Genomic DNA, 14,273 nt, shown 5'->3' on the forward strand with positions numbered 1-14,273 from the left:
GCGCCGCAGGGCGCCTTTTGTTCAGGCATGGGGCGCGACCGGTTCACAGGCGGAACTCCTCGCCGAGATAAAGCCGGCGCACCTCGGGGCTGTTGACGATGGAATCCGGGTCGCCCTCCATCAGCACCGCGCCGGTGTGGATGATATAGGCGCGGTCGATGAGGCCCAGAGTCTCGCGCACGTTGTGGTCGGTGATCAGCACGCCGATGCCGCGCGTGGTGAGGTGGCGCACCAGCGCCTGGATGTCGCCCACCGCGATCGGATCGATGCCCGCGAACGGCTCGTCCAAGAGCATGAAGGCCGGCCGGCTCGCCAATGCGCGCGCGATCTCAAGGCGCCGCCGCTCGCCGCCCGAGAGCGCGATCGAGGGCGACTTGCGCACATGGGTGATCTTGAATTCCTCAAGGAGCTTGTCGGTCTCCTCCCGCCACAGCTTGCGGTTGGGTTCGGTGACCTCCAGCACGGCGCGGATATTGTCCTCCACCGACAGGCCGCGAAAGATCGAGGCCTCCTGCGGCAGATAGCCGATGCCGAGGCGCGCGCGGCGGTACATGGGCATGGGGGTCACATCGTGCCCTTCCAGCTCGATGCGGCCGGCATCGGCCTTCACGAGGCCGGTGATCATGTAGAAGACGGTGGTCTTGCCGGCGCCGTTGGGGCCGAGCAGGCCGACCGCCTCGCCGCGCCGCACGTGCACGCTGACATCGCGCACCACCTTGCGCCCGCCATAGGATTTGGCGAGGCCGAACGCGGCGAGGGAGTGCTGAACCTGATCGGCGTGCGGGGTGCCGTAGCCGAGATGGGCACTGGCCTCCTCCTCGGCATCGTCGGCCGGGGCACCGCCGGCCGGGGCAGCTGAGGCGGGGGCAGCTGAGGCGGGGGCGGTGGAGGCGGCATAGGCCTCGTCGAGGACCGCGTCCTCGTCCCACGCGGCGTCCTCGTCGCCCTCAATCGTATCGTACGGCGCATCGGACCCGTGGTGCTGGTCCACCTGCTGGGCAGGACGCTGCCTGCTTTTGCCGAACATGGAAAAGACGTTCACCCGATACCTCCGAGACGGAGCCCCTCCGACCCGGCTAGTCTTCTCCCGTCAGCGCCGCAATGCAACATGCAAAATTCAGGCCGCGAACGAAACTTGCGTCAAAATGCTTGATATTCTCGCCCCCAAACTCTTAACGCTTTGGCGCAGCTGGCGTTTCCTGTTTGACGCTACCGGGCAGGATCAGGCTTTCCACGCGCCCACCATCGAAACGCGACACGCCTGTCGTCAAATCGACCGTCAGCTTCTGTCCACGAATGACATTGGGCCCCTGGGTCAGGATCACCGGCTTGCCGGTCAGCGTAACAGTATTGCTCTTCACGTCGAACACCCCGGTATCGCCGGTGGCGGTCTGGTCCTTGGTCTGCACCACCACCCCGCCGGTCGCCTCAAGCCGGCGAATCTGGTTCGACTTGCTCGGCTGGCCGTCCGCCGGCGCCGCCGAACCATCGTAGAAAACCAGCAATTGCGGGCTTCTCAAGGTCGTGTCGCCCTGGGTGACCACGACATTGCCGGCGAACACGGCGGTCTTTTCCTTGTCTCGCACTTCGAGCGTATTGGAATTGATCCGCACCGGCTCGTCGCGATTCTTGGCGAATCCCTGGAGCGCATTGGGAACGTTGCTGCCTTGTGCCATCACAATCTGTGATTGCATCATCAGCGCGGCGGCGCATGTCGCGGCCGCGACAATGACGCCGAAGAGGCGGGTGCGGATCATCGCTTCTGGGTCGCTACAGAGGGGGCGGGAGGGATGGCGGGGATGGCAGCGGACGACGCGCCAGCCGGCGCCCCCGGCGCTGCGGGATTGGACAGATTGGCCAAGCGGAAATCCAATTGCACATTCCCTTCAAAAAAGGCGCGGGTGCCGCGATCGAACACCTTCATGCGGTCGGCCACAAGGCGCCCGTCCATATAGGTCAGCAGCACCGGCTTGTCGGTTGTCAGCGAGCCGGCCTTCGCGTCCACATCCGCATCCTTGAGCAATCCGGCATAGCCGCCATTGGTGGCAAGGTCCACCCCGCCGCGCAGGGTGATGAACTGCCGTTTCATATCCACCGTGCCGGTCGCCGATTTCACCGTGGCCCACCCCTTGTTCGCCAGTTCCATGCGGGCGGAAACCTCGGTCAGGTCCAGCACGTCGGTGTTGGTCAGATCCTGCGAGGCGGTGGCGGCATTGACGCTATAAGCGCGATTGTCGTCGGTGAAGCCGGAGAGCTTCGGCTTTTCCATGGTGAGGCGCGTGCCGTTCAAATGCAGGGCGCCCACTTCGAACGGCAGGTCGATCTTCATGCCCAGCTGGGCGATCAGGGGAAAAGCGATCATCGCCGCCAGCGCGACGATGAGCCCCACGGGCAATGCGCGCTTCACGAACCGCACGAAGGCGCTATGGCGCTGGGCGCGGCGGAAGTCCGGCAGGGCGCGCGCCCCATAGGTGCTGATCTGCGGCTGCACGCGGCCGTGGGGCGTTGGCTGTTCGCTCATGTCTCGCATTCTAACCGGCCGGCGGACGAACGGCATACCCCGCCGGAGCGACCGGCGCGCAATGCCACACACCCCCCGGGATGCCGCGAAAGCCCCCGCTTCGCGCGCCCCATATGGGGGCACAATGGGGTGCCGGCAAGGCGGGCGAGATATGACACGGCTTCAGGAATGGGCGAAAATATCCTCTTCGGCCCAGCCAGCGAGGTCAAGCGCGGCGCGGGCCGGCAGAAAGGTGAAGCAGGCCTGCGCCAGATCCATCCGGCCGTCGCGGGTCAGCATGGCCTCCAGCTTCGCCTTGCATTCGTGCAGATACAGCACGTCGGAAGCGGCATAGGCCATCTGCGCTTCCGTGAGTTCGGCGGCTGCCCAGTCGGAACTCTGCTGCTGCTTGGAGAGATCCACGCCCACCAGTTCGCGCACCAGATCCTTCAGGCCATGCCGGTCGGTATAGGTGCGCGCGAGGCGCGAGGCGATCTTGGTACAGAACACCGGGGTGGTGGTGACGCCGAACGTATGCTTCAGCACGGCGATGTCGAACCGGCCGAAATGGAACAACTTGACCACCGCCGGATCGCTCAGCAGGCGCACCAGGTTGGGCGCGTTCGCGGCGGTGGCGCCGGCGGGGATCTGCACCAGGTCGGCGCTGCCGTCGCCATTGGAAAGCTGCACCAGGCACAGCCGGTCGCGATGCGGGTTGAGACCCAGCGTCTCGGTATCGATGGCGACGGTGGCGGCGGGACGGAACGAGTCCGGCAGGTCGCCGCGATGCAGGCGGATGGTCATGGATGCGGCTTTTCGGATTGACAGGAGCTGACGGCTTCTAGCCGACGCCGGGCCCGCCGTCCAATAGGGCCCAAGGTCGCCGCGCCCCTCTGGCGAAACCTAACGCGCGGCAGGACCGCCACAGGGGCGCGTCATTCGTGCGCGACGCCGGCTTTTTCCAGCGCCCTGTCAGGCCGGTGTAATATTTCATCGGAATGATGGACTTCGCACTGTCGCGACGTCGAATCTTAGTGTGAAAAGCACGGGGGCGGAGGCCGATCGCGGAAGGCGCCGGCCGGCCGTATCGTGATGGCCGCCCGGTGACCTTCCACGTACGACCATGGCGATTGATGGGAATGTGAGGAATCATGCGGGTGCGCGCGAAGATTTTCGGGATCGCGGCGGGGCTTCTGAGCCTTTCGGCCTTTTCCACCCTGGCCGAGGCCCAGCAGGTGCCGCCGGGCAGCTACCTGTACACTTGCCAGAAGGCGAAGATCGCCAACGGCATGCTCACGGCCTTCTGCCGCAACCAGCTCGGCGTTTCCGTGCCGGCGTTTCTCATGGTGGGAGGCTGCGTGCCGGGCTCCGACATCGCCAATTCCAATGGAACGCTCACCTGCCGGGTGAGAAGCGGCGGACCCGGCCCCGCGCCGGGACCTGGCTACAATCCAGGCTACAATCCCAGACCCGGCTATAATCCCGGTTACAATCCTGGACCCGGCTATAATCCTGGGCCGGGCTATAATCCCGGGCCCGGCTACAATGGCGGCGGCCGTGGGCCGGGGCCGGTGCCGCAGGGCTCCTATCTGGCCTCCTGTCGCGACGTGAACATGGCTGGAGGCACCCTGAATGCCCTCTGCCGGGATCAACGGGGACGGTGGCGCGAAACCAGCATCTTCCCAAGCCTCTGCCGGGGCCGCGACATCGCCAACATCAACGGGCAGTTCGCCTGCCGCTAGAGCCTGATCCGATCAGGCTGAAACAACCTGGGCGGTGAATCCGTCTCTGAACATTCGTTAGAGACCGCGTGATCCGATCAGCTTGCGATGCAGGCTGATCGGCGCGTGCTCTCGCGCAGCCGCACCCTTGCGCCGGTCAGCGCGTCTTGGCGCCGTCCGGCCTTTGCTCTGGATAAGGACGCAGACATGCCGATGCTTGTGCGGCTTTTCTCCGCCGCCATTCTGCTCGTCGCCACCGCGGCGGGGCCGGCCCTCGCGCAGGTTCGCCAGGGCAGTTATCTTGCCACCTGCACGAATGTGCGCGAAGAGGCCGGCTGGCTGAAGGCCACCTGCCAGAATGGGTATGGCGGCTGGGCCGAGGCCAGCACGGTGCCGGGCTGGTGTCCGCTCGGCAACGACATTGCGAACCAGAATGGAAGCCTGGTCTGCAAGACCGCATCCGCTGGATTCGGCAGCCCCTCCGCACCCTCCAGTTATGGCGAAAAGATCCCCTATGGATCCTACATGGCCACCTGCCGGGACATCCGCATGGTGGCCGGCTGGCTGAAGGCCAGTTGCCAGGATTCGCGCGGTCGCTGGGTGGATGCCACCACGGCGGCGAGCTGGTGCAGCGCCGGGCGCGACATCGCCAATATGGACGGGCGCCTCACCTGCCGGTGAGCCTACGTCCATCGCCTGCGCTCTAATTTATTGAATTAGGGGTAGATCCGGCTCTAGCGGCAGACGATGCTCCGATAGGTGTCGTCCGCCCTGCGCACGCCCTCGCAGGTGCGGGTGCCCGCCGGCAGGACGAAAGCGGCGGGCTCGCTGACACTTTTGTAGCGGCAGACAAGGGTGGTGGGGCGGTCGCTCTTGTCGAGGTCCGCCCACACATCGGTGCGCCCGCGCCCATCCGGGCGCAGGTCCACCATCTCCGAAGGCGGCCCGTCGAACACGGACACCCGCTCCAGCGGGTGACCGTCCAGGGATGCGGGGCATTCCACCGCGCCCCAAGCGGTGGTAGCACCCATCAGGACACCGACGAGCGCCCCGAAAAATGCTGCAGCCGCGCGAAGCATGGCGCGCCGCCGCTCAGCGGCGCAGCGCCTTCACGTCGCGCACCGCGCCGCGCGCGGCGGAGGTGGTGAGCGCCGCATAGGCCTGGAGCGCCTGGGAGACGACGCGGGTGCGTGCCGCCGGCTTCCAGGCCGCATCGCCCTTGGCCTCCATGGCGGCGCGGCGATGGGCGAGCACCTCCTCCGACACGGCCAGATGGATGCGGCGGTTGGGGATGTCGATCTCGATGACATCGCCGTCCTCGACCAGCCCGATGGCGCCGCCCTCGGCCGCTTCCGGCGAGACATGGCCGATGGACAGGCCGGAGGACCCGCCCGAGAAGCGCCCGTCGGTGACCAGCGCGCACACCTTCCCGAGGCCCTTCGACTTCAGATAGGAGGTCGGATAAAGCATCTCCTGCATGCCCGGACCGCCGCGCGGCCCCTCATAGCGGATCAGCACGATATCGCCGGCCACAACCTTGCCGTTGGCGAGAATGACTTCCACCGCCGCGTCCTGGCTCTCGAAGATGCGCGCCGGCCCGGAGAAGGTGAGCGAGGCGGCATCGACGCCTGCGGTCTTCACGATGCAGCCTTCTTCCGCGATGTTGCCATAGAGCACCGCAAGGCCGCCATCCTTGGAATAGGCGTGCTCGAAATTGCGGATCACACCCTTTTCCCGGTCGATGTCGAGATCATCCCACCGCCGCGACTGGCTGAACGCCACCTGCGTCGGGACGCCGCCGGGCGCCGCGCGATAGAAGGTCTGCACGCTTTCCGAGCTGGTGCGCATCACGTCCCAGCGGTCCAAGGCATCGCCCAGGGTCGGGGCATGCACGGTCGCCTGGTCGGCGTGGATCAGGCCGGCACGATCCAGTTCGCCGAGAATGGCCATGATGCCGCCGGCGCGGTGCACGTCCTCCACATGGATATTTGCGACCGCCGGGGCCACCTTGCACAGCACCGGAACGCCGCGCGAGAGGCGGTCGATGTCGGCCATGGTAAAGGGCACCTCGCCTTCATTGGCGGCGGCGAGCAGATGCAGCACCGTGTTGGTGGAACCGCCCATGGAGATGTCCAGCGTCATGGCGTTTTCGAACGCCTTGAAGGTGGCGATGTTGCGCGGCAGGACGCCGGCGTCCTCCTGCTCGTAATAGCGGCGTGCGAGATCGACGATGAGATGACCGGCTTCCACGAACAGGCGCTCGCGGTCCGAATGGGTGGCGAGCACGGAGCCGTTGCCCGGCAGCGCCAGGCCCAGCGCTTCGGTGAGGCAGTTCATGGAATTTGCGGTGAACATGCCGGAGCAGGAGCCGCAGGTGGGGCACGCCGAGCGCTCCATCACCTTCACGTCCTCGTCGGAGACACGCTCGTCCGCCGCGTAGACCATGGCGTCGATGAGGTCGACCGACTTCTTCTCGCCGGTGGAGAGGATCACCTTGCCGGCTTCCATCGGGCCGCCGGAGACGAACACCACCGGGATGTTGAGGCGCATGGCGGCCATCAGCATGCCCGGGGTGATCTTGTCGCAATTGGAGATGCAGACCATGGCGTCGGCGCAATGGGCGTTCACCATATACTCGACGCTATCGGCGATGATTTCGCGCGAGGGCAGCGAATAGAGCATGCCGTCATGGCCCATGGCGATGCCGTCGTCCACCGCGATGGTGTTGAACTCCTTGGCGACGCCGCCGGCCTTCTCGATCTCGCGCGCCACCAGCTGGCCGAGGTCCTTCAGATGGACGTGGCCGGGCACGAACTGCGTGAAGGAATTCACCACCGCGATGATGGGCTTGCCGAAATCGCCGTCCTTCATGCCGGTGGCGCGCCAGAGGCCCCGTGCGCCGGCCATGTTGCGGCCATGGGTGGAGGTGCGGGAACGATAGGCAGGCATGTCCTCTTACCTTTTATATTCGCGTCAGGGGTGTCCTGCGCAACATTGTGACCGCTCTCTTAGAGCGAATTTAGGCTGAACGGAATTCTTTCGGCGCGAGGGCTGCCCACTCGGCCATGCGTTCAGGGCATCGGTGCCGCTTAATTCGCCTGGGCGGGGGAACGCTTGCCGCCGCCAGGGGTTGTTTATGCAAGTTCACCAAGTCGAAAGGAATACCCCATGGGCAGCACCAGCGACAAGATCAAGGGCACCACCAACGAAGCCGTCGGCAATGCCAAGCAGGGCATCGGCAAGGCGGTCGGCAACGATCGCCTCCAGGCCGAAGGCAAGGTGCAGGAAATCAAGGGCGAAGGCCAGCAGGCCATGGGCAAGGCCAAGGATGCGGTGAAGGACACCGTCAACCGCAACCTGTGATTCTCCCCGATTGGTGACGTGCGGCCGGGCGATTCCGTATCGCCCGGCCGCACGCCGTTTGGGCCATCCGGGTCGTTGGAGCCGTTGCGCCGCCAGGGCTTTTGCAGCATTTCCTTTTTTCAATATTTGTCGAAGAGCGCCCGTCCCGGCGTCAGGATGAAATCTTGTCTCCCCTCTGGTGCCACCGCGCGATGCGCCACAAACGCGCTATTGACCGTTCGGCACACGGAACGCCCTGTTCAAGTGGCGCCGGCTTGGCTATTTCTCCCCCTGAACCCTGCCGCCGCGAGGAATTGTCCCAAGATGCGCGCCCTTCTCGACGTGATCCTGATTGTCCTGCAACTCTACACCTGGGTGCTCATCATCGCCGCGGTGCTGTCCTGGCTGCTCGCCTTCAATGTGGTGAACGCCTACAACCCCGTGGTCCGCACCATCGGCGAGTTTATCTTCCGCATCACCGAGCCGGTGCTGGCGCCGCTGCGCAGCATCCTGCCGTCGCTGGGCGGGCTCGACCTTTCGCCCATGGTGCTCATCCTCATCATCTTCTTCATCGAGCGGGTGATCGGGCTCTATATCTATCCCTACGTCTTCTGACGGCCGTGGCCTTCTTCCAGGCCCATGCCGGCGGGCTGGACGTAAGTGTGCGCGCGACGCCAAAGGGCGGCCGCGATGCGCTGGATGGGATCGTGACCCTGTCCGACGGGCGCGAGGTGCTGAAAATCCGCGTGCGCGCCGCTCCCGAGGATGGGGCAGCGACCGAAGCCGTGGCGCGGGTGCTGGCGAAGGCGGCTGGAGTCTCCGCCTCGCGGGTCGCGCTGGTGTCGGGCGCCACGGCGCGGCTCAAGGTGTTTCGCATCACCGGCGATGCGGAACTCCTTCAGGCCGTGCTGGAACGCGCCATCGCGAAGACCTGATGGGCCGGATCAGGCCACCTTGCGGGCGGCTGCGGCAGCCCGCGCAGGCACCGGCACCGGCTTGTGGCCGACATCGGCCATCTTGTTGGCCACGCCATTCTCGTCCAGGAAGGCTTTCATCTCGCGATAGGTCATGAACCAGGCGCGATTGAACTTGTCGAACAGGCCCTGGTCCCAATACTTCTCCAGCTTGAACGGCTTGGTGGAGAATACGTCGTAGCTGGGGATCTGGTAGGTCTCGGCGAACTCCACCGTGCGGCTGTCATAGGTGAAATAGATCGACGGCACGCCGTTGGAGAGCGCCATCAGATTGCCGTGCAAGCGATAGCCGAGCACCAAGTCCTTCTGCTGCACCAGCGCCTCATAGTCCGCCACAACGTCGGAATAGAACAGGCGTTCGCGATACAGCCTCTCGATCTCGTCATCGAGGAACCAGTCGCCGACCCATTTGTTGGCCTTGAGCGCCGTGATGGCCTCTTCGCGCTGTTCGGCGGTGCCGAACACGATCTTCTTCTCCTCCACCTCGCCCTGCGCCATCAGCACCACGTCGAAGCGGCGGGCGCATTCCTTCACGAGGTCGCGGTGGAAGGTGAGGTAGCGCTTGATGTCCTGCGCATAGGCAGGCGACACCTCGCGCCGGCAGGTGATGCCCACATGGTGGACGTCCTCGAGCTTGGGTAAGGTGATGGCGAGGTTGGGATCGTTCTTCCGGAAAGCCGTGGGGCAGCCGACGATGCGGATGTTGCGGATGCCGATGTCCCAGAGCACCTGGGCGGAATAGGCGCCCCGCACGCCGATGGAGGCGGAACTGTCCGCCATCATGTGGAGGACGGTCTTGGTCTCCTCGGAGAGTTCGAGCCGGCCCTTCACCGGGGCCTGCGCGCCGATGCCGAGCGCGATCACCGGCAGCTTCAGCCGCTTGAGCACCTCGATGGTGTGCTGCCATTTCATGGAATTGTGGACATAGTTCGAGCCGCGCAGGAACACGTAGTCGTAGTCCTCCCGCAGCCGGTCGATGTCCTCCATCTTCGGATTGGCGATGGGCAGCACGCCGAGCTTGTCGAACTCCATCAGCTTGAGCGAGGAATCGAAGACGAAGGCGTCGCCAATATTGTGGTAATGGTCGATGCTGCGCTGGACATCCTTGTAATTATACCAGCGCACGCAATCGTGGTCGTAGACCTCTCCCGAGGGGATCATCACCAGGACACGGGCCATTTTTCTCTCCCTCTGATATTTCGGGTGGTCGCCCTCAGGCGGTGCAGGCCACGGCCGGCACGGCCGGGACATCGGGATCGGCGCGGCGCCGGCCGTGCAGGCGTCGGTAGAGTTCGAGCTGGGTGCGGGCAAAGCCGAGATGGCTGTCCGGTGCCTCGATATTGGCGCGCAGGCGCCCCCACAGATCGGGTTCGGTCAGCGCCTCGATCAGCCGGTCGGCGAGATCCTCCGCACTGCCCACGCGGAAATGCAGGCCGTCCACGCCGTCGCGGATCTTCTCGGCCATGCCGCCGATGTTGCTGGCGATGATCGGGCGGCCGTGGAAGAACGCCTCCTGGATCACCACCGGTGAATTCTCCCACCACACCGAAGGCATGATCATCCAGTCCACCGAGCGCATCAGGCGCGGCATCTCGGCATTCTGGTAGGAGCCGTAGAAACGCACCCGGTCGCCGGCTTTTTCCACCAGCGCCGCGATCTTTTTCTGGAAGGCTTCCGGCTGGCGCTCCAGATTGCCGCCGAAGATCATCATGCGGGCGTCCTCCCCCCACACGCTCTCCGGCACGCGGCCCACCGCATCCAGCAGCACGTCGGCGCCCTTGTAGGGGGTCATCTGGCCGAAATAGGCGAAGCTGCCACGCCGCTTGCTGGGTCCGGTGAGGCCGCGCGGCGGTGCCGCCTCAGCGATGTCCACGCCGTTGCCGATCACCGAGATGCGTGCGCCGTCGAGGCCCCAGTCCACGAAGCGCTCGGCCAGGAAACGGCTCGGCGAGACGTAATGATCGGCGATCTCCAGCATCGACTGGATGAAGCGCTCGCGCTGCAGGAACCGGGCCGGGGAAATCTCGGGAAAGCAGGAATGGCATTCCACCGGGGAGGCCCGCTGGCACAGCTTCATGCCGCCGGTCTTCACCATCTGCCCGTGATGGTGGCAGATGGAAAGGAACTCGTGGAAGGTGACGACGATCACCGCGTCGGGCAGCGTGTCGCGCACCGCGAACAGGGTTTCGAGCCCAAGGCCGAGGATATGGTGGAAATGCACCACGTCCGGCCGATATTCGCGCAGAAATCGCACGAAATCGCGCCGAAGATCCTCGGTATTGCGGTTCGATAGCAGGAAATGGTCGTATTCGTCCGCGTGATAAAGGATCTCGTCGTCCTTCTGGCGCAGGCTCATGAGGGCGGAAGCAGCATGGCGCGGCACCGGGCTCGAGACGCGCGCCAGATAGCGCGAAGTCGCCCCGCCAATGGCTTTCAGTCCCTTATGAAGATTATGGGCGGCAAGCTCCGCCCCGCCGAGCGAATAACTCGGATGGGCATGCGCGACCACCAGAACCCGCATGCCGGGCTCGGACGGGCGAATGTCTGCGGGCGTTTTCATGAGTGCGTCCATGGTGTTAGCTCCGCATATTCGCCACGGCGAGCGACCATCGTCGGTCGAAAGCCCACCGATCCACCCGCCGCACCAAGGAGTGCCAGGCTTGCGCGGCGGCGCCCCCCCCGCCAATGGTCTCGTCGGCGCACACCATCTCAACCTCCGGCACCCATACGGAGGGCGTGCCGGCAAGCCGCAATTTCAAAGCGAAGTCGAGCCGCTTCTCGGCAATGCCGAGATAGCCCCGGCTGAAACCTTCCACCGCAATAAAGGCGGCGCGCGGCAGGATGCAGCACTCGGTGGTGCCAGCCGTCACCTCGACCGGCTCGGCGCCGATCGCGGCCGCGCGCGGATAGCCAACGAGGCGATCGGTAAGGCCACGTGCGGCCCCCTCCCCCTCCAGGGTCGTGCCGGCCCAGCGGATGGAATCATCCTCGAACAGCAAGGTGGGCGACACGAGGCATTTGCTGCCCCGCGTCCGATAGGCCCGCTCCAGGCGTGGCAACCAGCCGGCCGTTCGCGGCAGGATATGGGAGCAGAGCAGAATAATATGCTCTGCCGCGCTGGCGCGAATGCCCACTTCCAACGCGTCGCAGACATCCTCCGCCCCTTCCGCCCGCACGAGGCGCAGATGCAGGCGATAGAAATCCGCAAGTCGGCGCACCTGTGCCGCCACGGCGTCGAAGCCGTGCTCCGGCACCGCCATGACGATGGGCAGCGCGCGCGTGGCCGGGTCGAGAGCGAGCAGCGACAGCAATACGCCCGCCTGCTCCGCCCCTTCATTCACCCCGAGCACCAGGGCGAGCGGCGCTGCATCGTCGAAGCCGCCCACTTCGCTGACCACCCGCCCGGCCGCGGCACGGCGTTCCAGCTGCTGCACCATGGGGCCGAGGTGACGTTCCACCAAATGCTCCGCCGCCGTCGCGCGCGGCTCCACGGCCGAGGCGAGGCGCGCCAGCACCTGCCGGGGCGCAGCGCGCGCCAGGGGCAGCGGGCGATAGGCCGAGGCGTCGTCGAGCGACAGTTCGAGATGGGCGAGGTCGCGCGAGCCGGCGGCGAGCCGCGGCACGAAGGCCAGGAAGCCGTGGGAATGGCGCTCGGCATCAAGCGCCATGAACAGTGGATCGGCCAGGAAAGCATTGGTCACATCCGGCCGTGGCTGGCGGGTCCAATTCTCGTCGATGCGCACGCCCTCGCGCCCGACCTTCAGCGACACCGCCCGCACATGCTGCTCGCAATCCAGCAGCCAGCCGGAAACGAGGATGCCTCCGCCCTCCATCGCCAGGGCGAAATCGATGCCCAGCCGCACCGGCAACTTCAGTTCGCTCACGGTGTCGCGCCCGTCGAAGCGGTTGCCGGCCGCCTTCACCTTGGCGAGCACGTCGGTGGGCGCGGTGAGGCGCGGCAGAACGGCGCGCACATGGGCGGGCACGTCGCGCGGGTCCAGATGCACCCGCCGCTCGTAGACCGAGATGGCCCGCCAACCGTCGCGGGCGCGGAATAGGATCTTCTGCAGGCGACCGACGTCGCAGGTCTCGGGCGCGGCCATGAGCCCGGCGAAGCCGCGGCTGCGGCCGGCGAGATCCTCGCGGGGGAAGGAGGCGCTATCAAGTTCCGCCAGCGCCACGTCGGCGCCGATGGCGATCACCCGCGCGCGGCCGGGCACAAGATCGGCGGTCCAGCCCTGGAGAAAGATGACACCGTCTTCGCCAGGCCCCATCACTTCCACGAAGCCGTCCGCCCGTGCGACAGCCTGCGCCATCGCCGCCACGGCCAGAAGCCGCCGCGTGGTGGGCTTGCCGGCCAGGAGCGCTTCCACGATGCCGTCCACCACCCCCGCCGCAGAGGGACCCGCATCCTCGGCGACCGCCTGGAGCACCGCTTCCAGCGGCAGCGGCCGGCGCGCCAAGGCATAGCGGGCGGGTTGCCCCGGCCGGCGGAACAGGATCGAGCTGAGCCGCCCGCGCCCGAGCGCCGCCAACGGTACCAGAGCGACGAATCCACTGCGGACGTCCCCCGGCGCATCGGGCCTGCGCCAACCAACGGTCGCCGCTTGGGTGGAGGTGCTCGGGTCGCCGTTTAGCAAGGCCTGGACGCTGGCCGGCAATTCGCCCGTGCCGGCGATGAGCGCAAGGCCCTCGTCCACGGCTGCAACCAGCGCGGTCTCGCCGTCCAGCGGTACCTTGGGGGCTTCGGCGGGACGCTCGTTCGCGGGGTGGTCGGGAGGAGCTTGGTCACGCATCGAATGCCCTTTCAGATCTTCAGGCCCAGAGCGAGGGCCAGCCCGAGCCCCATGCCGATCAGCACCGCGAGCGCGAAGAATTGCGGCCGGATTTCGCTGCGCGAGGATTCGGCGAAGGCTTCGATGCGCGCGTCGAAGCCGGCGAGCGACGTGTCGAACCGGGTGAGGAAGATTTCCATCTGGTCGAGCCGCACGGCGAGCTCGCCCTGCCCGGAGCCCACGCTTTCCAGCGCCTCCTGCAGCCGCGCCTCGCTGTCCGACATGGCATCGAGCCGCTGGGTCGTCTCGCTCAGGGCACGCCCGGTGTCGCGCTGGCCGAGCTGGAGCGCACGCTGCGCCTGCACCAGCAGGTCAAGACGGTCCATCACCCGCGTCAGCGGCGCGGCTATGGCCGCCTCGACCGCCCGCTCATCGGCCGACGGCCGGCGCAAAGTGAGCTCACAACTTGTTTCCTCGCAATGCGCGATCACCGTCAGCCGTTCGGGGGCAGCGAGCGCAGCCGGCGGCAAATCGAGCGAAAAAGCGTGGGCGCCGTCGCCGATGCCGTTGCGGCGCAGATCCACGCGCGGCTTGTCCGCGAGGCCCTTGGCGACCTCCGCGCCATCCAGAACGATACGCACGAGGAGGCGGGCGGCCGGGTGGTCGCGATCCCAGACCCAGCCGAACAGACGACCATTGTCGATGGCGTCCACGCGGCCATCGAGCGCGGCAGAGCCATCCCCATTGCCGACCGCGTCCACGCTCGGCGCATCGCCCGCTGGTGCCGATGTGTCCTTTTTCTGCGCGGATCTTGCTGTGGCGGGCTTGTCCGCTGCGGGGCGGACGGGCTCCTGCGGCTTTGGTGCCGCATCGTTGGCGGCGACCTTGCGCGGGCCGGCGGCGACCGCCGTGTCCTCCGGAACAAGCGCGCGATGTGTGACTTCCGCGACGGGCATGAGTC

15 protein-coding genes are annotated in these 14,273 nt (G+C 66.3%); 5 read left to right on the plus strand and 10 right to left on the minus strand.

Going from position 1 to position 14,273, the window contains the following annotated elements:
• Positions 1-43: 43 nt before the first annotated feature.
• From lptB to V5G24_RS16650, 4 genes are all read right to left on the minus strand, one after another.
• Entirely contained in the window at positions 44-1,042 is a 999-nt protein-coding gene (gene lptB / locus V5G24_RS16635; protein ID WP_394080996.1) for an LPS export ABC transporter ATP-binding protein, read from the minus strand.
• Between the two features lie 130 nt (positions 1,043-1,172).
• Positions 1,173-1,757 (minus strand): LptA/OstA family protein, encoded by a 585-nt coding sequence (locus V5G24_RS16640; protein ID WP_394080994.1) that lies wholly within the window; start codon positions 1,755-1,757, stop codon positions 1,173-1,175.
• On the minus strand, positions 1,754-2,521 hold the full coding sequence (locus V5G24_RS16645) for a hypothetical protein (protein ID WP_394080992.1): 768 nt from the start codon (positions 2,519-2,521) through the stop codon (positions 1,754-1,756). Before V5G24_RS16645 ends, V5G24_RS16640 begins: the two co-directional genes overlap by 4 nt.
• Positions 2,522-2,683: 162 nt before the next feature.
• Positions 2,684-3,304 carry a ribonuclease D gene (locus tag V5G24_RS16650; protein WP_394080990.1) on the minus strand — a complete coding sequence of 207 codons (621 nt, stop codon included), beginning with the start codon at positions 3,302-3,304 and terminating at the stop codon, positions 2,684-2,686.
• Between the two features lie 353 nt (positions 3,305-3,657).
• Between V5G24_RS16650 and V5G24_RS16655 the strand changes: the two genes are divergently transcribed.
• Entirely contained in the window at positions 3,658-4,242 is a 585-nt protein-coding gene (locus V5G24_RS16655) for a hypothetical protein (RefSeq protein WP_394080988.1), read from the plus strand.
• Positions 4,243-4,428: 186 nt separating this feature from the next.
• A complete protein-coding gene (locus V5G24_RS16660; RefSeq protein ID WP_394080986.1) occupies positions 4,429-4,902 on the plus strand; it encodes a CVNH domain-containing protein in 474 nt (157 codons plus the stop codon).
• 53 nt (positions 4,903-4,955) lie between these two features.
• Here the strand turns inward: V5G24_RS16660 and V5G24_RS16665 are convergent, their stop codons facing one another.
• Together V5G24_RS16665 and ilvD are read right to left on the minus strand one after the other, a co-directional pair.
• Complete coding sequence (locus tag V5G24_RS16665; RefSeq protein ID WP_394080984.1) at positions 4,956-5,252, minus strand: STY0301 family protein; 297 nt, start codon at positions 5,250-5,252, stop codon at positions 4,956-4,958.
• 61 nt (positions 5,253-5,313) lie between these two features.
• The gene (gene ilvD / locus V5G24_RS16670) at positions 5,314-7,170 is read right to left on the minus strand and encodes a dihydroxy-acid dehydratase (protein WP_394080982.1); all 1,857 of its coding nucleotides are present in this window, start codon (positions 7,168-7,170) and stop codon (positions 5,314-5,316) included.
• A 219-nt stretch (positions 7,171-7,389) separates the two neighbouring features.
• Between ilvD and V5G24_RS16675 the strand changes: the two genes are divergently transcribed.
• The 3 genes from V5G24_RS16675 to V5G24_RS16685 all read left to right on the plus strand — a co-directional run bounded on the left by V5G24_RS16675 (position 7,390) and on the right by V5G24_RS16685 (position 8,498).
• Positions 7,390-7,584, plus strand: coding sequence for a CsbD family protein (locus V5G24_RS16675; protein ID WP_394080980.1), 195 nt, complete (start codon positions 7,390-7,392; stop codon positions 7,582-7,584).
• A 303-nt stretch (positions 7,585-7,887) separates the two neighbouring features.
• The gene (locus V5G24_RS16680; RefSeq protein ID WP_394080978.1) at positions 7,888-8,178 is read left to right on the plus strand and encodes a YggT family protein; all 291 of its coding nucleotides are present in this window, start codon (positions 7,888-7,890) and stop codon (positions 8,176-8,178) included.
• Positions 8,179-8,183: 5 nt separating this feature from the next.
• Positions 8,184-8,498 carry a DUF167 family protein gene (locus tag V5G24_RS16685; protein ID WP_394080976.1) on the plus strand — a complete coding sequence of 105 codons (315 nt, stop codon included), beginning with the start codon at positions 8,184-8,186 and terminating at the stop codon, positions 8,496-8,498.
• Between the two features lie 9 nt (positions 8,499-8,507).
• Here the strand turns inward: V5G24_RS16685 and V5G24_RS16690 are convergent, their stop codons facing one another.
• The 4 genes from V5G24_RS16690 to V5G24_RS16705 are packed head-to-tail and all read right to left on the minus strand — an operon-like array spanning position 8,508 to position 14,268.
• Positions 8,508-9,716, minus strand: coding sequence for a polysaccharide pyruvyl transferase family protein (locus tag V5G24_RS16690; protein WP_394080974.1), 1,209 nt, complete (start codon positions 9,714-9,716; stop codon positions 8,508-8,510).
• Positions 9,717-9,750: 34 nt separating this feature from the next.
• The gene (locus V5G24_RS16695) at positions 9,751-11,097 is read right to left on the minus strand and encodes a glycosyltransferase family 4 protein (RefSeq protein ID WP_394080972.1); all 1,347 of its coding nucleotides are present in this window, start codon (positions 11,095-11,097) and stop codon (positions 9,751-9,753) included.
• 16 nt (positions 11,098-11,113) lie between these two features.
• Entirely contained in the window at positions 11,114-13,333 is a 2,220-nt protein-coding gene (locus tag V5G24_RS16700) for a hypothetical protein (RefSeq protein ID WP_394080970.1), read from the minus strand.
• A gap of 11 nt (positions 13,334-13,344) precedes the next feature.
• The gene (locus V5G24_RS16705; protein ID WP_394080968.1) at positions 13,345-14,268 is read right to left on the minus strand and encodes a hypothetical protein; all 924 of its coding nucleotides are present in this window, start codon (positions 14,266-14,268) and stop codon (positions 13,345-13,347) included.
• Between the last annotated feature and the right edge of the window lie 5 nt (positions 14,269-14,273).

This window comes from Roseixanthobacter finlandensis, assembly GCF_043195105.2.
Classification (GTDB): domain Bacteria; phylum Pseudomonadota; class Alphaproteobacteria; order Rhizobiales; family Xanthobacteraceae; genus NCEH01.